Below are 23,085 nucleotides of genomic sequence, written 5' to 3' on the forward strand. Positions count from 1 at the left end.
TTAAATATAATGTTTTGGTTTAAAATATTCAAATAACGTGCCATGTTTAGCTATTTTGTAAGTTTGATTAATTTTGTGCTTTAATACATTGTTTTGGAAAAGGAGATAGTAGTAATAATAGGAGGACCGGGTTCGGGAAAAACATCTTTGATTAACGAACTTGCTAAAAGGGGGTACATCTGTTACCCTGAAATTTCACGTCAGGTAACACTGGAAGCCCGTAGGCAGGGTATAGAGCAGTTATTCTTAGAGAAGCCTTTGCTGTTTAGTGAGCTTTTGCTGGAAGGTCGTAAAAAACAGCACTCACAGGCACAACAGGAAACGGTTCCGGTAGTTTTTTTGGATAGAGGCATACCGGATGTGTTGGCTTATATGCACTATATTGGAGATGCTTATCCGGCTTTTTTTGATGAAGCGTGTAAAAATCACCGCTATACTAAAATATTCTTTTTACCGCCCTGGGAAGAAATATATACTCCTGATGAAGAGCGTTATGAGAATTTTGAACAGGCTAAACTGATTGCCGATCATTTGGCTGAAACCTATACAAACTACGGCTACAACTTAATAGAAGTGCCAAAAGAAACGCTGGATAACAGAATTCTTTTTATCTTAGAGCATCTTTCGTAATATAACTATGCAACAACCCCTTGATATTCTTAGTAAGTACTGGAAGTACGAAAGCTTCAGGGATCCTCAGGAACAAATCATACAATCTGTTTTAAACGGAAAAGATACGCTCGCGGTAATGCCTACCGGCGGGGGTAAATCGGTTTGTTTTCAGGTTCCGGGAATGATGCTTCCGGGACTGTGCCTTGTGGTGTCTCCGCTTGTAGCGTTAATGAAAGATCAGGTAGAGAATCTGTCGCGCATCGGGATAAGGGCAATTGCACTTACAGGAGGTATTTCTACCGATGAGATTAGTGATTTACTGGATAACTGCCGTTACGGTAATTATAAGTTTTTATACCTCTCTCCAGAGAGGCTTCAGGCCGACTGGATACTGGAGAGAATTAAAGAGCTTCCCATAAATTTAGTAGCTATAGATGAGGCACACTGTGTGTCACAATGGGGGCATGATTTCAGGCCGGCATACCTTAAAGTTTCGGTTTTAAAAAAATACCTGCCTAATGTGCCTTTTATGGCGCTTACGGCATCGGCTACCAAAAGGGTAAGGGAAGATATGATAAAACATTTGGAGTTACATGATCCGGCTGTTTTTATCAAATCGTTTGCAAGGAAGAATCTGGCTTACATGGTTTTTGAGACCGAAGATAAGCTACACCGCATACAACAGATGTTGGTTAAAAATCCGCAACCTTCCATCATATACGTAAGAAACAGAAAGGCGTGTTACGATGTTTCCCGTCAGTTGGAGTCGTTAGGTTTCAGGGCTACTTTTTACCATGGAGGTTTAACTTCTTCAGAAAAGCAAAAAAATATGCAGCTCTGGATGAGCGAGCAGGCTCAAGTTATGGTAGCGACAAATGCTTTTGGTATGGGGATAGATAAGCCTAATGTTCGAACTGTGATTCATATACAGTTGCCCGATAATATGGAAAGTTATTATCAGGAAGCCGGTAGAGCAGGACGTAATAGTGAGAAAGCTTTTGCGGTACTGTTGGTAAATAAGGCTGATACCCAGATAGGAAAAAATCAGTTTTTAGAAGTATTGCCTGATAAAAAGTTTTTAAAACAGGTGTATGTTAGGCTTAATAATTATCTCCAGATAGCTTATGGAGAGGGGATAAACAAAAGTTTTGCTTTTAATCTCAATATATTTTGCAGGCAGTATGATTTGCCTGTGGTTAAAACGTATAATGCGCTACAGTTTTTGGATAGGCAGGGGATAGTTACTTTGTCTAAAGAATTTTCTGAGAAAGTAACCATACAGTTTTTGATTCCGAGTAAGGAGGTGATGCGTTACATTAGTCTTAATAGGAATGATGAAGAGGCTATATTGATCATTTTAAGGAGTTATCCGGGTGTGTTTGATATGGAGACAAGTCTAAATACCGATTTAATTGTTAGGAAAGCTAAGATAAGCGAAGAGGAATTAATGCAGGTACTTAAAAGGCTTCATGAAAAGCAAGTAATATCCTTTAGGAGTTTGGGTAACGACAGTAAGCTAACTTTTAATGAGGTGAGGGAGGATGAGCTAACTATTAACAGGGTAGCTAAATTCCTGGAAAAGCAAAATAATATTAAAACACAGCAGTTTGATGCTGTTATTAGTTATATTGAAAATACGCAAACCTGTAAAAGCAGACTCATACTTACCTATTTTGATGAGGAGGCTACTCAAGATTGCGGAATATGCTCTTACTGCATAACAAAAAACAAAAAAGTAAAAGATCCTTCGCAGATGGCTTTACAGGTTTTAGAGCTGATAAGTAGTGAGGCTTTATCTTCAAGAGATATTGAAGAAAAGCTTGAGCTTACGCCCGATGAGGTTATCTTTGTAATACAAATACTTTTAGAAAACGATAAGATTAAGATTAATACCAATAATCAATATATATTAAAATAATGAATAAGCTGAGAATCGTGTTTATGGGTACGCCGGAATTTGCCGTTGGAATACTCGATACTATATATAATAATAACTATGATATTGCTGCTGTTATTACAGCGCCCGATAAGCCTGCCGGAAGGGGGCAAAAGGTAAAGTATTCGGCAGTTAAGGAATATGCGCTGGAAAAAGGTTTACAGGTATTACAGCCTACTAATCTTAAAGATGAATCTTTTTTAGCCGAATTAAAAGCACTTAATGCTAACTTACATGTGGTAGTGGCTTTCAGGATGTTGCCTGAAGCTGTATGGAAAATGCCTGAGTTGGGTACTTTTAATCTTCATGCATCGTTGCTACCTCAATACAGAGGGGCTGCTCCAATAAACTGGGCCGTTATAAACGGTGAGTCTACAACTGGTGTTACTACGTTTTTTATTGATGAGAAAATTGATACCGGTGCTATGATACTTAAAGAGGAGGTTAGTATTGGGGAGAATGAGACAGCCGGAGAGCTACATGACAGACTTATGGAACTTGGTAAGGGTGCAGTTATAAAAACTCTTAATCTCATTGAAGAAGGTAAGGCCGATACTACTATACAACAGGATACTGCCGATATAAAAACAGCTTATAAGTTGAATAAGGATAACTGCAAGATAGACTGGTCTAAAACCGGAGCTGAAATTCATAACTTAGTAAGAGGGTTAAGTCCTTATCCTGCCGCATGGACATATTTTACAGATAACGGGCAGGAATGGAATGTAAAAGTGTATGAAACAGCTTTTGATTCGGTTACACCAAATGAAGCGGTAGGTGCTATAGTAAGCACCAAGAAAGAGATAAAAATTGCGGTTAAAGACGGTTACTTAAATGTTAAGAGTTTACAGTTTCCGGGTAAGAAAAAAATGGCGGCTCATGAATTGCTTAACGGAATGCAGTTTTCTGATACTGCTAAGGCGCTGTAACCCTTGTGAATACTGATATTTTAAGAAAATTTTAATAAAACAAACAAGTTTATTAACATTTAGCTTGAAGTTATCAACAAAAAAACGGAATTAACCTATATTTACTTGCGTAATTTGATTTTCCTATTAAATTTGTAGTACAGGATTAGAAAAACAATAATTTTAACCAAACAATTAATAACATTTATTATGAACAAATCAGAATTAATCGACGCAATGGCTGCAGATGCAGGAATATCTAAAGGTGCAGCAAAAAAAGCTTTAGAATCTTTTGTTGGTAATGTAGGTGATACATTAAAAAAAGGAGGAAGAGTATCTTTAGTTGGTTTTGGTTCTTGGTCAGTTTCTAAAAGAGCTGCAAGAGAAGGTAGAAACCCTCAAACTGGTGCTACAATCAAAATCGCTGCTAAAAATGTAGTTAAATTTAAGCCGGGTGCTGAGCTTGACGGTTCTGTAAACTAATATTATATCTTGAAAATATAAGTTAAAAAGCCTCCTGTTTGGAGGCTTTTTTAATTAAATCTTTAGGTAATTATTTTGGAACTAGGTATTTTTTCTTTAAATTTATTTTAATAAAAAGGTAAGCCCATGATTACACTAAAACCCAAAAAAGGGTATTTGCTGGTAGCAGAGCCCTCATCCATTGGAGATCTGTCATTTAGCAGATCTGTAGTTTTACTAGCTGATCATAATGATGAAGGTTCTATAGGTTTTATACTCAATAAACCTTTAGGATATTCTATAAAAGATTTGCTTCCTGAGGTGGAAGGAAACTTCAAAATTTATAACGGTGGGCCTGTAGAACAGGACAATCTTTACTTTATTCATAATATCCCCGATTTAATACCTGATAGTATTGAAATTTCTAATGGTATTTACTGGGGAGGTGATTTTGAGTCTACAAAACACCTTATCAATCAGGGTAAGATTAAAAAGGGTAATATCCGTTTCTTTTTAGGATACACGGGTTGGGCTGCTCATCAACTTGAAGACGAACTTGAGGATAACTCCTGGATAGTATCTGAGAACCGTTATGAAAATAAGATAATAGGTAAATCAAGCACCTCTTTCTGGAAAGAAAAAATAATGGAGCTTGGAGGTGATTATCTTATCTGGTCAAACTCTCCCGAAAACCCATCGCTAAACTAGCCTAGTCGGATAAGTACGTTCAGTTTTTTTATTAGTTCGGAAGCCAGTGTGCTGCCGTATTCCTTTTTGCGGTATTTTGTTATTGGTTGTATTCCCTTAATTACATTAGTGATGAAAATTTCATCTGCTTTTTGTAGTTCAAAAGGTGAAACGCTCTCTTCGCTAACTTCAAGACCTTCAGTTTTGCGGGCAATAGCAAGAATCTGCTTTCTCATTATCCCGTTAAGGCATCCGTCTGTAATAGGAGGGGTAATCAGTTTTTTGCCTTTAAGTATAAATATGTTGCCCTGAAGCGCTTCGATAACATTTTTCTCGTCATTGATAAGCAGGCAGTTATCAAGGCCGTTTTCGTATGCAAAAATGCTTCCGGTTATCTGTACCATTTTGTTGGTTGACTTAATGGTTGATAGAAGCTGTTTTGTTACATAAAAGTCTTTAAACAGGTCTACCTCATAAGTTGAGTTTTCGGTAAAACTGTATAAGGTTTCCTGTAAAGCTTCGGCTGTAATGATGAATTCAGAATCATTTGTGGTTGGCAGGTAAAACCCGCCTGATTTTCTGAAAAAAGTAAGTCGGGCACGGCAGGAAGCGCTTATGTTCAAAGCATTAGCCAGGCTTTTAACCTGTTCCTCCATGTATTCCATAGTGAAATGCATAGGGATTTCCATTCTTACAATTCGCATAGAAGCCATTAGCCTGAAGTAATGATCTTCTGCAAACAATATTTTTCCGTCTACAACTTTTAAGGTTTCAAAAACGGCATCGCCGTATAAAAATCCTCTGTTTTGTTCTACTGAAATATTTGTGTTTTCTGTAAGATTGCCGTTGTAATTAATCATAAAAAAAGCCCTGAAAATTCAGGGCAAATATAAGTCTTATATGAAAGAATTCCTAAACAGAACCTATTACATGTTTAAGGTCGGAAATTTGGTTGTCCCAAAGTTGTTTTGACTCTTCTATATCGTCTTCATCTGCAAAGTCAACAACTACTAAAGAAACATCTTTTGTAATCTCGTCAACTATAATACGAATCTCAAAATAATAATCAGTGTCTTTATTGTCTTCATCAAGCCAACGGAATTTTACTTTCTCGCCGCTTTTTTTTGAGGCAAGCCTAGCTTTCTCTTCAGAGCCGTCCCAAAGGAAGCTGAAGATTTCTCCTCTTGAATTAACATTGTCGGCAAACCATTCTGATAAGCCTGAAGGTGTTGATATATATTGATATAACAACTGTGGGGAAGATGTTATAGGGAACTCTAGTTCGTATTTTACTTTAACGTCCATGCTTTGTTATTTTTTTTGAAATATATAATTTTTAGTTTTGAAATGAAAGCGTTTTGAAAAATAATTTTTTTTCTTGAAAATATATTTGCAACCTTTAAATTTAGTTTTATATTTGCACCCGCATTCAAGGACGTAATGACCGAGAATATTTGGCGAGGTAGCTCAGTTGGTTAGAGCGCAGGATTCATAACCCTGAGGTCACGGGTTCAACTCCCGTCTTCGCTACAGAAACGCAATATGCAGCCAAGCGGTTTTAAAGCAATTTAAAACCGCTTTTTTTATGCCTTCAATCAACAGGATATTACGCAATGAATACGATTTTGAATACGTTTTTGAATACGATTTGAAGAAACAAAAACAATACGGAGGACCAACTATTTACGACGGAGGCGGCGACCTTAATAGAAGGTGGTACGTTTATTATTCTTTTAGAAATCCTGAAACGGGAAAGTTAGAGCGTCAACCGCCTGTATATGCAGATTTAGACAACTACAATACTGTTAAGGAAAGACTCTTACGCGCCCGGGCTTTGTGCAAGTCTGTAAAGTTAATATTAGAGGAAGGTTTTAACCCTTATACTCCTGAACCCGATAACAGCATTTTATCTGGTCATTCAGATAGAGAGCCAGTTAATATTAATTCAGCAAAGAAAGTTACTGAAGCTATTGATTTTGCGCTAGAGTATGCAAAGAAATTGCATTCCGAAAGCTCTTACAATGATTTTAAAAGCCGTATTTCAAGGTTTAGGGATTGGCTTACAAATAACAAGCCGGTCGATACAAAAATGAATGAGGTTAAAAGTATAGATGCTATAGGCTTTCTCAATGATATATTGCAACGCACAAGTCCTAGGAATCGTAATAATACACGGGCGGCATTATCATCGTTGTATAAGATCCTTAAAAATAATCAGATTGTTAAGGAGAATATTATCGAAGGTATAGACGTGCTAAAAAGCAGCCCCAAAAAAAACAAAACCTATACTAAACAGCAGGAAGAAGATATTTTAAAATTGATGGCTGAAAAAGACAAACATTTATTGTTGTTTGTGAAATTCATATCTATTAATATGCTGCGGCCGGTTGAAGTGTGTAGGCTGCAAAAAAAAGATGTTCATATAGCCGATAAAGTTTTGAAAGTCCGGGCAAAGAACCAGCCAGTTAAAACAAAAATAATCCCCGATATTCTTTTACAGGATATTCCTGATTTAACACCTTATAAAAACACTGATTTTATATTTACCCCCAATGGTGTGGGTGAGTGGGATGCTAAAGAGGTTAACAGACGTAACTACTTCGGAAAGCGATTTAAGACTATTAAAGATGAATTAGGGTTAGGGGAGGAATACGGTCTTTATAGCTTCAGGCATACTTATGTTACAAGGATTTATCGTGAATTAAGAAAGCAGCTTACGCCATTTGAAACTAAAAGCCGGTTAATGCTTATTACCGGGCATACTACAATGGATGCACTGGAAAAATACTTGCGTGATATTGATGCTGAATTACCTGAAGATTATTCATATCTATTAAATAGACACAAATAACTTTAAGGTTTAAGAAGGGTAATTTAAATAGAGCAAAAACAAGTAAGGCTTAATAAATTCCTAAGAATATCATTAGCTAAAATAAGCTGTGTAAAGATTAAGAAAATTTTAATACTGCGTTAAGTATTTGTTTATTAGTTGTATAGTGTAAGTGGTAGCGGTTTAAAAATTAGTGGACTTTATGTAGTTTTTAATTTAAAAAGAATTATTTTACTTTTAACTATTTGATATTCTAATTTAAGCACCTTACATTATGCAGATAAAAATTTTAAAGCACTTAATATGTGTTTGTATTATAATTGACCATAAAAAAACAGTTTTAATTAATGGTTAGAGGTAAATTATTTATTCTATTACTGTTAATTTGCACCGTATCCTCTTTTGCGCAAATCAATATTAGTGGAAATTTAATAGATTCATTAAATTATCCAGTGGAAGGTGCTACTTTTTTTTTAGTCAAGAAAAAAGATTCTACCTTAATTACTTATGGAATAACAGATAAAAATGGCAAGATTTACTTAAAAACAAATGTAATTAAAGATTCTGTAAATTTAACATTTTCTTTATTGGGGTATGAGGATAAAACTATTAGTTACCCTGGAATAAGAGAAAATATTGAACTTAACAAAGTAATTTTTAAAGAAGAAAGCTATATTTTACCTGAAATGGTCATCAGTAAAGATGTGCCAATTCGTTTGAAGAATGATACTATAGAATTTAATGCATCTTCTTTTAAAGTTAGGGAAGATGCTAACGTTGAAGCTCTTCTAAAAGAACTTCCTGGTCTGGAAATAGACTCCGAAAGAAGAATTACGTTCAACGGAAAAAAAGTAGAGCAACTTTTGGTAAATAATAAACCTTTTTTTAATAGAGATGGAAGTATAGCGATGGAAAACCTGCCTGCTGATTTAATAAATAAAATTCAAATTACAGACTTTAAGACAAAGATTGAAGAGTTTTCTGGAAAGAAAGCTAGTGGGGAGACTTTAAGTATCAATCTATCTATAGATGAGGATAAGAATAAGGGTATGTTTGGTCAGATAATTGGGGGGTATGGAACTGGTGAGCATTATGAAAGTGCAGAGCTTCTTAATTATTTCAAAGGCAAACAGCGATTAAGTATATTGGGAGCGTTTAATAATATAAACGAAAAAAATTTTTCACTGAGTAATTCCTTAGACAATATTGTTGGAGCAAGTAATTATAATAGGTTTTTTGGATCGACTGAAAGTGGTATTACAAAAACAAGCATGGGTGGAGGTAATTATTCAGATAGGCTCTTTGATAAAGTAGAGACTAATGTAAGCTATTCGATTAACAATAATGAAACAAAGGAAAATAGTAGGAGTAGGGTTGTAAATATTTTACCAGATGAAGATTTTATAACTGAATCTGAATCAAGGTCATATAATAAAAGTTTAACAAACTCTGCAAATACAGAATTTGATATTGAAATAACGCCGAATACCAAACTAGCCATTAATTCTAGTTTTTATTCAGGGAAAACAGATTCACAGTCAGAAAATAAATCTCGTTCACTAGGAGAAAATGCACTTCTTTTTAACGAAAGCAGTACAGTAAATTCAAATACTTATGAGAGCATGAATTTTACAAATACAATACAGTTTTATCAAAAGACAGATCAAGAAGGTTCAAATTTTAGTTTAGTATTAAAGAATGCAAACAATAAAAATGAGACTTTAAGGAGAAAGTATTCGCAAACCATTTTTTATCAGAACGAACAGGAAGATGATATTAGAAATCAAAAGGAAAGCAACAATGGAATGAGAGAAAACTACTTAATAGAGGCAAGTTATTCTCATTATATTAATGAAAAAACCTTTATTGATGTAGGTAACTCTTTAACTTATGAACTTAATACAAGTAAACTTCATACATTTGATTATGATGAAGATTTAGATGATTTCAATACTTTAAATGATGAACTTTCTAATGAAACTTCTTCTAAACAATTTATATATAAACCTTTTTCAAACTTAATTCTTCAATTTAAGAGATTCTATTTGAAATTTGGGGGTGGAGTCAATTTAACGAACTATAAGGCCGATGCTTTCTATGTAAGTAATACCTATTCATATAGTAGAAGTTTCTTAAATCCATATGTGAATTTAAATATGAGGTATAGCTCGATAAACTCTAAATATTTCTACTTAAATTATAACTATCTGTTTAATAATCCATCGGCAACCCAAGTTCTAGAATATGAAAGATTACAAGACCCCTTAAATACTATTATAGGCAATAGTCGTCTAGATCAGAAAAAGTATCATAGTTTGAGATTAGGAGTTAGTGGTTATAATTCCCAAACTCGCTCTGGGTGGGATATTAATTTAAATGGAATATATGAAGATAGTGGCATAGTATCCTCATCAACTTTTGATGAAAATAGAAAGAGAATGTCAACCTATGAAAACGTAAGGGGTAATTATAATCTTGGTATAGACTTTAATTGGAATAAGTTAAAAAAAATTGGTGAACACAATTTAAAATTTGGAATAAGAACGAGAGCGGGATACAGTGTTAATAAAGGATATACAAATGGAGTACTTTATAACTCTAAAATCTTGGAAGCCTCACCTAGAGTTTATCTTAATTGGAATTATAAGGATGTCTTGATGGTATCACCATCATATACGCTATCGTATAATAATATGATTAATTCTGGAGAATTTTTAATACATAATTTCGCAATGCAGACAACAAAATATTGGGGCAATTTTGGTTGGGGTAATGATGTTGGGAGTACTTATAACACTAAAAACACAGGTGATTTTAGAAAAGGTGTTATTTCTTGGAATACAGGATTTAGCTATGCATTTAGCAGAAAAGAATTTTTGATAAAGTTAAAAGTGTATGATGTGTTAAATCAAAACATAAATGTTTTCCGTAATGTAACTCCTACCTACGAAAGTGAGGGAGAAAATATGACTTTAAGAAGATATGCTATGATAAGTTTATTATGGAAATTCAATAATTTTCATAATAAAAGAGAGAGTGTTAAAAAAAAACATAAAAAAATAATTCTTTTTGATAAAAAAAAATAAATATTTATTTTTAAGAAAATATTTAACCAATCAATTTTTTTAAGAATGAAAAAACTTATTTTAATGTTTGCGCTTATGGTAAGCGCAATCGGTTTCTCTAAAACAGGAGAAAATGAATTACCTAAAAATTTCAATGACTCACAAGTCGTAGAATTAATTAAGTCTCAATTGAACATTCAGGAGTTTAGTACTTCAATGTATCAATTTGAAATTGCCGAGGTCGAGTTTGATGACGTTAAGCCATGCAAATTAACAGTACTTGTCGAGGCGAAAGTTATAATAGAGGGTTCTGTTGCTGCAAGTGTAAAAGTTTCGGGTCAACTAGAACTTGAAGATTGTAACGATATAGGTGGTATGGCTTCTACTCTTATTAGAGGTTTAATTGAAGAAGCAATTGCTTCACTTCAGAAACAATTAGGCAACTAATTAATGTATTAAAAATTTTACAATAGAGATTGTTATTAATAATAATCTCTATTGTTTATAACACCTAAACAGAAAAATTACTATGAAATATTTTCTATTGTTATTCCCTTGTTTTATTTTTTCTCAAAATATGTATAATATTGAATATATTGAAAAAAATGAAGCGGACTCATATTATCTAGGAAAGTTATATGCTAATGAGATTGAATCTGTGTATATAAAGAAAGATACTACATGGGGCGAAGCTACTAAGGGAAATGCTGATAATGACTTTGTAATAACTGATGCTGTTGATGAAATGTCGAGTAAGGTTAAAACATCTTTACCTTTAAGTTTCGAACCTATTGTTTGTTTCAATAAAACAAAAGAATATTTCACTTTCACAGCACCGAAATTGTATGAAAAGGGAAAAATAATTATCCAAGATAGTTTACCTAACATTAAATGGAAAATTACTAATGAAACAAAAGTAATATTAAATTTTAAGTGTCAAAAAGCTATAGGTGAATACAAATGTAGAGAATATGTTGTTTGGTTTACAAAAAATATTCCCTTAAATATTGGACCTTGGCATCTTAATGGACTCCCAGGAGCAATTTTAGAAGCAAAGGCGACCGATCAGTATTTGGAATTTACAGCGATACGAGTTCAACATGTAAAGAATAATTCTAAAGATATAAAAAATAAAAAGAATAATTTAAATAAAATTAATGAGATTGTTAGTTTTAGTGACTATTTAGATAAGCTTGATGAAGCATCAATAGCTTTATCTAAGACTATAATTAATAACGTGAGTGAAAAGAAGGTGGAGGGAGCTAGAATAACTAGTATTACAACTGTATCTAGTTATGAAACACACGATTTGTGTAGAGAGAAGAAGAAAAAACAAGTTAAAAAAGATTTTTAATCAACCTGAAGGACTTATATAGTTGTTAACTTATATTATGAAAAAACTTATTTTAATATTCGCACTTATTATAAGTGCAATGGGTTTCTCTAAAACAGGAGAAAATGATTTGCGTAATAATTTAAGTGATGCAGAAATTATTGAATTAATTACATCACAAATTAATATTTATGAATTTAATAACGAAAGGTTTCAAGGTGAGATTAAAAATGTTCAAATCATTGATGTTCAGTATCATGATAGTTTTCCTTGCACGTTAAGTGCAACTGTAACAGGTAATATTGTAATTGATGGTGTAGTAGCGGCAAAAGTTACTATGAGTGCATCAATAGAATTAGATAATTGTTTAGATATAGCAACTATTGGTGTAACTTTTCTTAGTGATCTAGTTAATGCGGTAATTGACGAACTTTCAAATCGATTGAAATAACTTTTAAATACCTCCTTTACAAAAAAACTCCATTAAATAAGATTTTTTTAGACAATTTTCTTTAATGGAGTTTTTTTTAGGGAGTTCTTTTACACTTTATCGAGGCTTTTTATTTACCACCTTACTAACTTCCCTGAACTGTTTATGTATTCCAGGGTATTACTTGGGATTTGGTTAAATTCGCTTTGAGGTAGGTCATAAGTTTGTCTTGAACCATCAGCGTAGTACCCCTCTATACTTTGATATACCACTCTCTTACCATTAATCACCCTGTACCAACCGGCATCGTTCGGGGTTCTCACTACACCACCTTCGTATTTAGCTGCAATAGCATTATTATTGCCATTAGTATTTCCAGTACTACTGGTATTACCTACGGTGTTTGTATTACCACCGGTACTTATATTTCCGGATGTGTTTTGAGTACTTGAATCGCCAAAAATCTTGTCTTTAAAGGTTAGCAAGGCTGCACCGGTTAAAAGTGTTACGCCAAGTATCATTTTTTTATTCATAACTTAGTTTTTTAATTATATAACTTCAAAATTTAATTCCTCTATATCCGTTGCAACGGGTTCGGCCTCGCTTTCAGTTTCAGGCTCAATGGGGTTGTAAATTGTACCACTGGCTATATTGTACCTGATAGTTTCGATAGGTACTTTAGTGTACCTGTTTTTATCGAAATAGGCATAATTATCAGCAAATCGAGGTTCTTTTACCATCTTTATAATTATGTCACCATCAAATACAACTTCAGCCCCTCCTTTGGTTCTACCGGTGGTAGTTTGCTGAAAAATTATTACGAAAACTTTACCGTTAAACTTCTTTCGTAAATCTTCATCAAGGTGAATAGTACCTACCATTCTTACAAGCTTTTGCCAACTGTCAATAAATATTACCTCGTAATCTTTAACAAGGCTGTACAAGTCTTGTGTGTCCTTTACATCGGCAACAGTATCAATATTTGATTGTGCTGCGGGAGTTAGATACTTATTTACTTTTTCCTTTGCTAAGGAACTGGCCGGATGCTCTTCACCCGAAATAAACAAACAACGATTGCCAGGAGTAGCAAAAGCGTTCATAAACTTGTATAGTGTCGTGGTTTTACCTGCTCCCTGTTCTCCATCCATTGTAATAACTACACTATGTTCGGGCTTACGCTCTACAGCTTGAAGGAACTTACCTACTTCACCGGCGACAGTATAAAATTCTGCCGGAACTTCATTGGCCGCTGCACCTATATTTAAAACTCTTGGGTTTTTAGTTGATGGTTCTATAACGGGCGGCTGTATTACTTCCGGAATTGTTATAAGTTGTTGCGGTTCTGCCGCTACACCATTAAGAACAGAACGTTTTTTATTACCGTTTAAACCAAAAAGGTTTAACTGTTCCGATTTAGAAGGTTGTTTTTTGCGAGTAGTGGCCGGGGTAGGCTTCAGAACTTTTTTTGATTTGGCTTTTGCTGCTTTTTCTTTTTTCTCTTTAGCCTCTTTTTCTTTGGCTATCTTTTTCAAATCATTGAAGTATTTAGGCTCTCCGGATTTATTGTACTCTAACACGTAATCAGCTGCGGCCTGTGCCTTCGTTGCAGCACGCATTAAAAAACGGTTATCGTCTTGAAGGTGAGTAAGTGCTGTATTCCATGATTTAAGGTAAGCCGGATGATTTTTATTAGTATGCCATAATATACCAGCCTCGGCACTCAAAAAGGTTGCTGTAAATTCGGCAATCAATTCTTCAAAAGCATATTTCTTTGACCCTTTACGTCCGGTTAAATCCCTGTCAAGTCTTTTACTATATCCCGTACTATGGCCATATTCATGAAATAGCGTTCGGTAATAATCCTGTGAGGTTTCAAAATCCACAATATGTGGCATTTGAATACGGTCGGAGGTAGGTGAGTAGTATGCCCTGTTACCGCCAAAACCTAATTTTGGTTGTGGTGAGGGATAAGCTTTGATAATGGCTTCAGCTATTGGCATTTTATGCTCTTCGGTTGCCGGTAACTCATTTTCAATATATCCGTGTTTAAAGTTGTCAAGGTCAAAGTCGATGCCTTCAACGTCTTTCCCGTTGAAAACCTTATAATATTTTAGGATTGGTAGTTTATTATTATTTGCAATCTGCTGGGGAGAGAGCCCTGCTTTAAATTCAGGAATATTACTTCTGTTTTCTTCAAGTAAAGCAATGAATTTTTTTAGGTTGTAACTCCCTATATCTACTTTCGTTGTAGGGTTGTAGTACTTATACAGTTCTGTAAAATACACAACAGGAATCCCTATACTTCCTTTTTTAAGTTTACCTCCTAATTCTTCAATTTGTTTAAATGTTAGGTAAAACGGGTTTTTTAATGGTTCGAAATCAGTAAGAAGATAACGGTTAATACCTCTGTATATTTTTTTTGAAACGAAATTAAAAGGTAATAGGTAGCCTTTACCGTATACTTTACCATCCCATTTTTGTACATACCTTGGGGTATTTGCTTCCCGTATTTTTTCTATCATTCTATCTGTAATCATCTGATAAATTTCATCAGGTGAAACAGCTTTACCTAAACCAATACTTTCATTATCCGAATCCTGTTCACAGTCTAAACACTTTAAAAAGCTTTTCGGTACTGTATCTATAGCCGGAATAGTATTTTTTCTAAATCTGAAAACATCATCATCCGGGTTACTTTCAAGTACATTTGTTAATCTTGCAGCCAACTTAAATTGCTCCTGTTCTACAGCTGCATTAATAAGGGTTTTTATTTCTTCCCTTTTAATATCTTTACGCCTCCCTATGAGGCCATTGAATTTTTTTACTACTCCCATAATTAGCCCTCTATGTAATATTCTTTTCCTAATATGTCAACTACGACAACAAATGTTAGTTGTTCCACTGAAAAGCTTTCAATACTTAATGCATTTTGAATTACAATGTTTGATGAAATCTGAAAGGGAACGTTTTTCAATTCAAATGAGTTGAAAGCCGGTATGTTTACCATGTTTAGGTTTAGTGTGGCCATTCCTAAAAAATGACCGTTACGGTAAGCTAAAACCCTTTTAAAACTGGCAGTATTTCCGGCATTTAAAGAAAATGCTTCAGTAGTTGGGTTTTCAATAGTTAGGTCAAGGTTAAAAGTAAAGTAGTCTACCCCAATCTTTACATTTCTTAGGCCTGAAGGGTGGATTTTCATTTGATTAAATATCTCCTTCAGCTTTTGAACTTTCCTGTAACCGGCATAAGCAATACCACCAATAATGAGACCGGCAATAACAATAGTTTTTTTCATTACTTAAAATAAGTCGGTTGGGTCAATTAATTGATTTAAACTGTTCCTTACTTCGATATGAACATGATTAGTCATTGCAGCCCCATGTTTTGCACTGATATTTTGTGCTACCCCTATTTTATTACCGGCAGTAACTACTGAAGGGATTGCAACTGTAGGAGACATATAAAACATTTTAACCTTATATTTTTCGTTCACAATTTCAACCCCGGTATAACTTAAATCACTTGCGTACGGGTAAGCTATTCGTGTTACCTTTCCAGTTATAGGTGAATATATATCCTCACCCGGAGTAGCTATAATGTCAATGCCTTGATGTGTATGTGTTCCCCTTCGTGCGCCAAAAGAGCCACACCCCAGCGGATCGCATCCCCTTATTTTTTGTTTTTTCGTAATTGCAGCTAAAGCCTTGTTAGTGTTTGACATGAGAATAAGTATTAAAGTAGCTGCAACGCCTATGTAAATAATTTTTTTGGCAGCCATGATTTTAGTTTAGTTAGTAAATAGTTAATTAGAAACAATGCAGAAACCCATCCGAAATAAGCACTATACTTGTAGAAAACAGGAATTATGTAAACAGGTACTTCCGTTACTACTTCTTTTGTTTCCTGTTTGAACTCCTGTTGGTGCTGTTCGATATTTTCGCTTTTAGTAGCCGCTATTTGGGCTAAGACTTCTAACGTTTTGTTATGCTCGTTGTAAAGAAGTTGATACCTATTGTTTCCGGATTCAATTTCTCTGTTAATACTGTTAAGCATTTCCCTTATTCGGGAATTGCAAATACTATCACAGTCAGAACTACCGGTTTTTACATCAGGAAGATAGAAAGAGGTTCTGTCTTTTATTTCTCCGTTAATCTCTGTAAGCTTCTTAAAAACCTGTTTAAGACTGTCAATGTTAACGGTAGATGTGTTTTGTTTTAGAAGCTTTTGATTACGGCATCCTGAAGCCGAAAAAAGTAAAAAAAGAATAATTAAAAAGCTTACTGGCCAAGTGTGTTTTTTTGTTTTCATGTTATGCTGCTTTACAATGTTGGCACTTATTTTTCCATCCCTGTAATTCAAGGCGTAAGGATGATATTTCGGTTTTCATTTCAGTATGCCTTTGGTTTGTGTCCTGTACAAATGTTGCGTATGCCTTTTGCAATTCCTGTATTGCCGTGCTTTCTGTTATTTGTACTTGTGCTTTACGTGATGACCATGCTACATAAATACTTACAAGTGTAGTACTGCCAAAAAATAAGTTTAATAAGTGAGAAATATCCATTATGGTTGTGTTGGTGTTAAGTAGTATTGTGGTTCTATTCCAATCCATATTCCGTCAAACGCTGTTTTACGGTAGAGTATGGGAGTAGATACATTAGGGCAAAACACTTCAAAACCCTCAAAAGCATTAGGGTAAAGTGTATCTAATTCTTCAGCCGTTTGAAGCTTAACAATGTTGTTATTTTGGATTTTAGCTGTTAGGGATATAATTCGGTACTCCGTTCCGTCATGGATAACTTCAATAGTAGTTCCCGGAACAAGTATTATGGAATCCTTTCCGTTTATAGTTCCATTATTTGTTACTGATAAGGTAACATTGCCATTTCCTGAAACTTTAATAATAAAAACTTTGCCTTTAAACGAGGCCGCTCCGCTTAACTGTAAATTGTGGCTATCGTCCGGGAATAGTTCAATGTAATAGTCTTTAGAACCTACACCGCTTGCACCATTATATAACTTTTTGACATAGCCCCATTGACCGCGAACAAAACCGGCATCGGGTATTGTTCTATCAAACTGTACCATCCATTCGTTATTGTCAAGCTGATACTGAAAGAACCTTCTTATCTCGGTATGGTCATTATAGAAGCTTATACCTGCATCTAAATAGCCACCCTGTCCTACACCGACTTGCAGTTTTGCAAGGATTGGATTTGAATTATTACTAACATAAAATACGGGTGAATTTTGATTAGTACCATACATATTGAAAATAACACCAGGACTCATAAAAGAGTAAGCATTGGCTGTTAATGCACCGTTTTCCTGTAGTGTATCCATCCATGATGGTGTTCCCATATCAGGAAGTTGGCCAACTCTTAATTTCTTATCAGAAGTAACTAATAGTACATCTTTCGGCTGTATTTCATCATCTGGGTTAACAGCGGGTACATTTAAAGAAACGTCAAGGCTTCTCCTGACACTTTCATAACCTGAAAGGTCATAATCTTCAGTATTGATTTTAGGTAGGAAATAAACAGGGATTGAATCGTTAAAAAGAAAATATTCGGCAGTAAGTTCGGTGGGTTGGCCTTCTATATCAAGATATATTTTAGTGTCGAGGCCTGTAGCGTTTAACTCATCATCAAATATTTGTACCATAGACCTATCCTCATATCCGGGAAACGGTACTTCGGGATATAAATCCATATTGTTATCATCGTATAGAATAAAGGTGATAGCTGCAACTCCATTAAGATTAAATTCTGAAAGGTTGCTTAATGATAGTGATTTACCGCCCATATCAACAGCCCTGTTAACAGTTGAGGCGTTATCTTCAATTCCAAACTTACCGCCAGTGCCTTCGTTGTTTCCTTTATTAAGTAAAAATGCGTCAACCCCTGTTCCTATTTGTCCGCCCATTTCTTATATAGATTTTATAGCCGATAATAACGACCATGATTAAGGTTAAAAAAATGATTAACCTTTTGTTGTTGTTTTTTTTTTAAGAGATATTCCAAGAATTGCGATAGCATCCTGATAATCTGATTCAGTTATTAAGGCTGCATACTCGTTGCCGTTTTCCACCGCTGCAATGATTTTGCATAGTGCAATAAGGCTTTCCTGACTTAGTTCGATTGCAATTGTTGGAGAAATACCCAGCGTGTTTGCGACCGTTGCAATGTAACCGGCAGTATCATTTTCAAAAGCCGGTGATAGTACACTAATTAGCCCGGTAACGGTATTATTGCCTTTGTTTACCTTGCTTATAATGTTTCGCATCATAGCCCTGATACCGTAACGTATCTCAGTAAATTGCTCAAATTTGCCGTCGGTATTTTGTGAATTGGATATTTTGCCCTGCCAGTTCTCATTTGTCAGGATGATATTACCCGGGTTATTGTTTCTTATACCTCGGGGATAATCTTTATTATTTAAAAAGCTTTTTGCCATTATACAGTTACTATTTTTGCTTTGGGTTTTGGTAATGCTTTAGGCTTCGGTTTAACCGTTGCAACGGTTTTGCGCTTAACGGTTTGTTTCTTTTTGTCTTTATTACCGATAACTATAGCGGCTATAGCTGCTACTGCTAACGTTCCTACTGTAAAATATAAGACTGTCTTATTTGACTTTGGCCGTGTTACTGTTATTACCGATTCATCCATTGGATATAAAGGAATTGCTGTAGGTATATTTTTAGCTAAAAAAAACTGTTCCTTGTAACCTGGGCTTGTTATTTTAATTTTGGAGTTTTCATTATCAGCGAAAAAAACAAAGCTTCCGGTATCTTCAGCACTAAGTATGTTTGCTATTTGCTGGCCTTCACTGTTTATCTCGGCTATTATTGCTTGTTGGTAAATTGGGTAGCCATCATCACCGACAACTTTACCCGTAATTTTATAAGGCATCACTTTCGTTTTTAGGTTAATTGCGGGTATTTCAGTTTAAGCTTATTGTATTCGCTCGTGGTTAGTTCGCTTTTAAGCCATACCGGTAATGGTTCTAAAGGAAGAGGATCCCACGGCGTTAAATTGATTTGATTGCCTAAATACTTGTTATAGCTTTGTTTTCCAAACTCTTTAATTACTTGGTCGAACATGATTGCATTTACATTTTTTAATGCGAGTAATATGGCCTCTTCATCAGTACCGCTTTCTTTCATAGCATTGTATAAACTATCTGCTACCACTGAAGGGTTTACCTGAATACAGTTCTGACCGTTGCCAGTGGGGTCACATTCTCCACCTGAATTATCAGTTTTTTTCCTTAATACAAAATATAGTATCGTGCCGGCTGCTATTACGCCGGTTGTGGCTATGATTATTTTTTTTGTTTTTGCATCCATAGGTTAAAGTATTCCGGGTAAGATGAAGTTTATCTGTGTCCTATCGTAAGAGCTTGTAAATTGGTTGTTAAGCCACTCCGTTAATGTCATATCACTACCAATTGCCGGCGAACGTTTTCCGAAGGCATTAAACACCTCTACATAACCATTGTAATTAAGCCCTGCTAATGTTTCTAATACAGTATCAAGATTTGCACCCCAACCGTGCATAGCTTGATAAAGTGCTTCAGCTTTGGCTTTGGCTTGGTCTTTAGTAATATTAGATTTTGGATATTTTGAGTTTGTGGCCATGCTCACAAATCGGTTTTTATACATCCTGTAAGCTATATAACCACCAATACTTACAACCGCCACTATAGCTGTTATTTTTGCGACCTTTAATGTTGTATCTATAGCACCGCCTATGGCTTGTTGCCCGGCGGGAGACGAAGCAAGTGCAAGAGCCGCCGGGTTTGATAAGCCTTTTTGTTGTATGTTTTCTTTAACTGCCATTAATTGATTTTAGGTTTTAGAACATTGATTTAAGCAACTTCCAGTTTTTTTTAAGTGCTTCCCTTGCTTTTGGGTTAATCATTATTTGTTCGATTCGTTCTTGGTCTTCCATATCAAGGCGGGAGAAATCCTGAAGGATTTTCTTTTTTTTCTGAAGATCAAAGACATTTCCGGCTTTTACTTCAAAGTTTAGATTCACTTCTCCACTCATATTTTCGGTATTATTAGTATTTGACATTTTAGGTTTGTATTAGATTGTTTGTTTGTAATAGTTTTAATAGTTCAATTGAAAAGGGTTCGTTTTTAGTCATACCTGTGAGTACGGCTTCTAAGTAGTACACGATACCGTCACTTTGGTTTTTTAAGGCTTCTATCAGGTGCTTTTTTGCATCTGACAGGATTTCGGTTGTTTCAGTGTCAGAAGAACCGTTAAGGCCGCCCTGTACGTTTTTCGACTGTGACAACATGCCCATTACAGTTGGGAGTGCACCAAGAAGTTCAGAAACAAGTTCTTTATTCCCGTTAGCTTTGTTCTCGGAAAAATCACGCTGCATTATTTCTTTTTCAAGACTTGCAACCTCTTTTTTTAAGTTTTCGTTTTCTAATTTTAGCCTATCGTTTTCAGTCGTTACCTTTGGGTAATCCTGATAGCGATAAGCCATATCAAGACCATTTAGCCCGGCCATAAGTCCGAATATGGGATTTTGGCCGGATGATGGCTGGTTCAGGGCAGGAGAGTTTGAAACTACAGGAGTAGCTTCATAGGAGTGTTCACCTTTGGGGCGAAGCGATAATTTAACTGGTTGGCCATCATCTTTAAATGATGTACCGTTTTTTCTTCGTGGATTGATAGCGATTTCAGTATGGCCTTCATCGACTATTTTATTGAAGTATTTTTCTACGCTCCCGGCTTCTTCAACCATTTGTGATGCCATTCTGTTTGTACATACAGTTTTGTATGTTTCCCTATCAGTAATAGTAACGGCAAAATATTGGTCGTTTTTTAGTTTTTGAATTATGGTTTCGAGTTGCTTCATCTCTTAACATGCTTGCGGGTTATAAACTCTGTAATCTAAAATGGCATATTTGCTATTACCATTGAATTTGATTTCAATGGTAAGGTTGCAGGCTGTACCATCACCGGGAAGGTTGTAAGACATTGGAACACCTATTTCCGGGTTAAAAGCCGGTACAGGACGAGGTACATCATTAACAACAACTGTTATAGGGTCAGAACCATAGTTGGATATTGTTAAGCTTGTGATGTCCTTTAATTCCGTTTTATAATCTCTTCCTATATTTCGTGAGATAAGGCCTGTTTTTTCCATTTTAGCATTTTTGAGTTAAGTCGTTTTCGTAAATTAATACTAACTGACATTTAAAATCTGATTCAAAGGGCTGGTCGCTGTTTACCTCAAAATCATACATTTTTTTACCTGTTTCAAAGTATAGCGGTTTGCATCCTTCCTTATATCCGGCCTCTCTGCTTCTGTAATTTCTTATATCACAAGGTGCAGATACTGCCTCACCGTTTTGGTCAGTGATTTTTGCAGTTACAAAACCGGGGTTTGCTGCATTATTAGTGTAAATCACGCAGCCTATTACTAGTCCTGCCATTGGTTGAAAGCTTATAGAGCCAAATTGGCTACCGCCTTCAATGGTCAGGTTTACGATTTCTTCTTGTTTTTTTAACATGATTTTTTGAATAACAAAAGCCAAAAGCCGCAGCTTTTGGCTTTTTAATTAACAAACATTAAACTAACCCAAACTATGGTTATGATTTTGTGGCATCGGAGAAATCAAATCCATCCAGCTCAACTTTAACAGCCATACCAGCAGCAGCAGCACCAGCTGTTAAAACCTGAATGTCAAAAGGTACACCCGGACGGATAAGGAAAGGAATTACAGGCATAAACTCAACATCTTCAGATAAAGAATAGTCATTCTTTGTATATGCACTTATAGGATTGTTGAAAAGGTCTCCCGAGCCTTCCTGTGTGATTTTAATCTCACCGTTTTTAAATGGTGCTGGGGCTTCATTTTTATAAGTTGCACTTAACAGGGTTACGGCATCTGTAGTGTCGAATTGTAAACGTACACCGGTCACCAAGAAACTACGCCCTTCATTAAGCATATTACCGTTATCAAAGTTCGTACGGCCAATAGCTTTTTTTGTTCCTGATTCGATTAACCTACCGTCAGAGGTGATGTCGTTTGTTCCGGTAATGGCAGCGGTAAAATAGGTCTTTCTTTTAACCTTTTTACCTGTTGGGCTCAAAGCAACGCCGTTACCTTTTTCAATACTTGGTAATAGGCCGATTATTTCTGGAAATGATAAATGTTTCATTGTATTGTTTTTAGAATTTTTACTTGATTTTTTTAAAATTTTGATCGTTTGATTTATGAGTTAGACACTTACAGGGGTAGCCCAAATATCTTGTGAGTTCCAAATTTCACCACCGGCCAAACCAATACCGTTATTAACTCTTTCATTCTCTAAAGCTATATCTGTTTTTACATAGCGAGGGGAGAAGGAAGGCGCGTTATACATAAGCCCTTTAGTTTCGTTGCAAGGACAACCCAAGCCGGCAATTTGAGCCACTACTTTTTGGGATTTAGTTGTGGCTGCAACTTCAGGTGTAACACCAGCGCGAGAGGCTAATGTTTTGACTACTTCTAATCCCTGTACTACTGTGATACCGATACATAAACCTTTTACAAGTGTTGCGGCAATGTCTTTTCCGTCAATGAATACAGCAGCAGTACCAGCAGCGGCGGACATTGCTCCGCGCTTAATTAAAGCTGTGTTTTCCTGTTTTTTGGCTGCGGCGGCATCTTCAGTCGCTTTGTTTTCGTGAATTAACCCGAAAATCCCACGGGAAGCAGCACCACCGGCAAGGACACCACCAGTTAATACTATGGTGTCTTTCACTTTGTTTCCTGATGGTTTTTTTAGTTCCATGTAATTATGATTGTTTTAAATTT

The 23,085-nt window shown here is 35.4% G+C and carries 29 protein-coding genes and 1 tRNA gene; 11 read left to right on the forward strand and 19 right to left on the reverse strand.

Going from position 1 to position 23,085, the window contains the following annotated elements; genetic code table 11:
- Positions 1-93 precede the first annotated feature (93 nt).
- From GN157_RS05455 to GN157_RS05475, 5 genes are all read left to right on the forward strand, one after another.
- Complete coding sequence (locus GN157_RS05455; RefSeq protein ID WP_035130252.1) at positions 94-630, forward strand: AAA family ATPase; 537 nt, start codon at positions 94-96, stop codon at positions 628-630.
- Between the two features lie 7 nt (positions 631-637).
- Positions 638-2,530 (forward strand): RecQ family ATP-dependent DNA helicase, encoded by a 1,893-nt coding sequence (locus tag GN157_RS05460; RefSeq protein ID WP_157482098.1) that lies wholly within the window; start codon positions 638-640, stop codon positions 2,528-2,530.
- The gene (fmt, locus tag GN157_RS05465; RefSeq protein ID WP_157482099.1) at positions 2,530-3,477 is read left to right on the forward strand and encodes a methionyl-tRNA formyltransferase; all 948 of its coding nucleotides are present in this window, start codon (positions 2,530-2,532) and stop codon (positions 3,475-3,477) included. The genes GN157_RS05460 and fmt overlap by 1 nt, the downstream gene beginning before the upstream one ends.
- Positions 3,478-3,666: 189 nt before the next feature.
- Complete coding sequence (locus GN157_RS05470; protein WP_035130259.1) at positions 3,667-3,939, forward strand: HU family DNA-binding protein; 273 nt, start codon at positions 3,667-3,669, stop codon at positions 3,937-3,939.
- A 126-nt stretch (positions 3,940-4,065) separates the two neighbouring features.
- The gene (locus tag GN157_RS05475) at positions 4,066-4,626 is read left to right on the forward strand and encodes a YqgE/AlgH family protein (protein WP_035130261.1); all 561 of its coding nucleotides are present in this window, start codon (positions 4,066-4,068) and stop codon (positions 4,624-4,626) included.
- Here GN157_RS05475 and GN157_RS05480 read toward each other — a convergent pair.
- Positions 4,623-5,465, reverse strand: a complete 843-nt coding sequence (locus tag GN157_RS05480) for an aminotransferase class IV (RefSeq protein WP_157482100.1) — start codon at positions 5,463-5,465, stop codon at positions 4,623-4,625. The genes GN157_RS05475 and GN157_RS05480 overlap by 4 nt on opposite strands.
- 52 nt (positions 5,466-5,517) lie before the next feature.
- The gene (locus GN157_RS05485; protein WP_157482101.1) at positions 5,518-5,910 is read right to left on the reverse strand and encodes an START-like domain-containing protein; all 393 of its coding nucleotides are present in this window, start codon (positions 5,908-5,910) and stop codon (positions 5,518-5,520) included.
- Positions 5,911-6,061: 151 nt separating this feature from the next.
- On the opposite strand from GN157_RS05485, the gene GN157_RS05490 reads away from it, so the two are divergent.
- The 6 genes from GN157_RS05490 to GN157_RS05515 all read left to right on the forward strand — a co-directional run bounded on the left by GN157_RS05490 (position 6,062) and on the right by GN157_RS05515 (position 12,284).
- Positions 6,062-6,135, forward strand: a tRNA-Met gene (locus tag GN157_RS05490).
- Positions 6,136-6,190: 55 nt separating this feature from the next.
- The gene (locus GN157_RS05495; RefSeq protein ID WP_157482102.1) at positions 6,191-7,456 is read left to right on the forward strand and encodes a tyrosine-type recombinase/integrase; all 1,266 of its coding nucleotides are present in this window, start codon (positions 6,191-6,193) and stop codon (positions 7,454-7,456) included.
- 326 nt (positions 7,457-7,782) lie between these two features.
- Entirely contained in the window at positions 7,783-10,521 is a 2,739-nt protein-coding gene (locus GN157_RS05500; protein ID WP_157482103.1) for an outer membrane beta-barrel protein, read from the forward strand.
- Between the two features lie 45 nt (positions 10,522-10,566).
- Positions 10,567-10,947: a hypothetical protein gene (locus GN157_RS05505; RefSeq protein WP_157482104.1), complete on the forward strand. Its 381-nt coding sequence runs from the start codon at positions 10,567-10,569 to the stop codon at positions 10,945-10,947.
- An 82-nt stretch (positions 10,948-11,029) separates the two neighbouring features.
- Positions 11,030-11,854 carry a GLPGLI family protein gene (locus tag GN157_RS05510; protein ID WP_157482105.1) on the forward strand — a complete coding sequence of 275 codons (825 nt, stop codon included), beginning with the start codon at positions 11,030-11,032 and terminating at the stop codon, positions 11,852-11,854.
- Between the two features lie 37 nt (positions 11,855-11,891).
- Positions 11,892-12,284, forward strand: coding sequence for a hypothetical protein (locus GN157_RS05515; RefSeq protein ID WP_157482106.1), 393 nt, complete (start codon positions 11,892-11,894; stop codon positions 12,282-12,284).
- 113 nt (positions 12,285-12,397) lie between these two features.
- On the opposite strand, the gene GN157_RS05520 is transcribed toward GN157_RS05515, so the two are convergent.
- From GN157_RS05520 to GN157_RS05600, 17 genes are all read right to left on the reverse strand, one after another.
- Positions 12,398-12,796 (reverse strand): hypothetical protein, encoded by a 399-nt coding sequence (locus GN157_RS05520; RefSeq protein WP_157482107.1) that lies wholly within the window; start codon positions 12,794-12,796, stop codon positions 12,398-12,400.
- Between the two features lie 15 nt (positions 12,797-12,811).
- Entirely contained in the window at positions 12,812-15,097 is a 2,286-nt protein-coding gene (locus tag GN157_RS05525) for a zincin-like metallopeptidase domain-containing protein (RefSeq protein WP_157482108.1), read from the reverse strand.
- 2 nt (positions 15,098-15,099) lie between these two features.
- The gene (locus GN157_RS05530) at positions 15,100-15,558 is read right to left on the reverse strand and encodes a hypothetical protein (protein ID WP_157482109.1); all 459 of its coding nucleotides are present in this window, start codon (positions 15,556-15,558) and stop codon (positions 15,100-15,102) included.
- Between the two features lie 3 nt (positions 15,559-15,561).
- The gene (locus tag GN157_RS05535) at positions 15,562-16,041 is read right to left on the reverse strand and encodes a M23 family metallopeptidase (RefSeq protein ID WP_052123180.1); all 480 of its coding nucleotides are present in this window, start codon (positions 16,039-16,041) and stop codon (positions 15,562-15,564) included.
- Positions 16,014-16,571, reverse strand: coding sequence for a hypothetical protein (locus tag GN157_RS05540; protein ID WP_157482110.1), 558 nt, complete (start codon positions 16,569-16,571; stop codon positions 16,014-16,016). The genes GN157_RS05535 and GN157_RS05540 overlap by 28 nt, the downstream gene beginning before the upstream one ends.
- A gap of 1 nt (position 16,572) precedes the next feature.
- Complete coding sequence (locus GN157_RS05545; protein WP_157482111.1) at positions 16,573-16,872, reverse strand: hypothetical protein; 300 nt, start codon at positions 16,870-16,872, stop codon at positions 16,573-16,575.
- Positions 16,824-18,185 (reverse strand): hypothetical protein, encoded by a 1,362-nt coding sequence (locus tag GN157_RS05550; RefSeq protein ID WP_157482112.1) that lies wholly within the window; start codon positions 18,183-18,185, stop codon positions 16,824-16,826. The genes GN157_RS05545 and GN157_RS05550 overlap by 49 nt, the downstream gene beginning before the upstream one ends.
- Before the next feature lie 57 nt (positions 18,186-18,242).
- Entirely contained in the window at positions 18,243-18,716 is a 474-nt protein-coding gene (locus GN157_RS05555) for a hypothetical protein (RefSeq protein WP_157482113.1), read from the reverse strand.
- Complete coding sequence (locus GN157_RS05560; RefSeq protein ID WP_157482114.1) at positions 18,716-19,171, reverse strand: hypothetical protein; 456 nt, start codon at positions 19,169-19,171, stop codon at positions 18,716-18,718. The genes GN157_RS05555 and GN157_RS05560 overlap by 1 nt, the downstream gene beginning before the upstream one ends.
- Before the next feature lie 11 nt (positions 19,172-19,182).
- A complete protein-coding gene (locus GN157_RS05565) occupies positions 19,183-19,608 on the reverse strand; it encodes a hypothetical protein (RefSeq protein WP_157482115.1) in 426 nt (141 codons plus the stop codon).
- 3 nt (positions 19,609-19,611) lie between these two features.
- Positions 19,612-20,100 carry a hypothetical protein gene (locus GN157_RS05570; RefSeq protein ID WP_157482116.1) on the reverse strand — a complete coding sequence of 163 codons (489 nt, stop codon included), beginning with the start codon at positions 20,098-20,100 and terminating at the stop codon, positions 19,612-19,614.
- A gap of 16 nt (positions 20,101-20,116) precedes the next feature.
- Entirely contained in the window at positions 20,117-20,338 is a 222-nt protein-coding gene (locus GN157_RS05575; RefSeq protein ID WP_157482117.1) for a hypothetical protein, read from the reverse strand.
- Position 20,339: 1 nt separating this feature from the next.
- A complete protein-coding gene (locus GN157_RS05580; RefSeq protein WP_157482118.1) occupies positions 20,340-21,137 on the reverse strand; it encodes a hypothetical protein in 798 nt (265 codons plus the stop codon).
- A gap of 3 nt (positions 21,138-21,140) precedes the next feature.
- Positions 21,141-21,428 carry a hypothetical protein gene (locus GN157_RS05585; protein ID WP_157482119.1) on the reverse strand — a complete coding sequence of 96 codons (288 nt, stop codon included), beginning with the start codon at positions 21,426-21,428 and terminating at the stop codon, positions 21,141-21,143.
- A gap of 1 nt (position 21,429) precedes the next feature.
- Positions 21,430-21,795, reverse strand: coding sequence for a hypothetical protein (locus tag GN157_RS05590; RefSeq protein WP_157482120.1), 366 nt, complete (start codon positions 21,793-21,795; stop codon positions 21,430-21,432).
- A 79-nt stretch (positions 21,796-21,874) separates the two neighbouring features.
- Entirely contained in the window at positions 21,875-22,447 is a 573-nt protein-coding gene (locus GN157_RS05595; protein ID WP_035130312.1) for a hypothetical protein, read from the reverse strand.
- A 60-nt stretch (positions 22,448-22,507) separates the two neighbouring features.
- The gene (locus GN157_RS05600) at positions 22,508-23,062 is read right to left on the reverse strand and encodes a hypothetical protein (RefSeq protein WP_157482121.1); all 555 of its coding nucleotides are present in this window, start codon (positions 23,060-23,062) and stop codon (positions 22,508-22,510) included.
- Positions 23,063-23,085 lie beyond the last annotated feature (23 nt).

It is taken from the genome of Flavobacterium rakeshii (assembly GCF_009741375.1).
Lineage (GTDB): Bacteria > Bacteroidota > Bacteroidia > Flavobacteriales > Flavobacteriaceae > Flavobacterium > Flavobacterium rakeshii.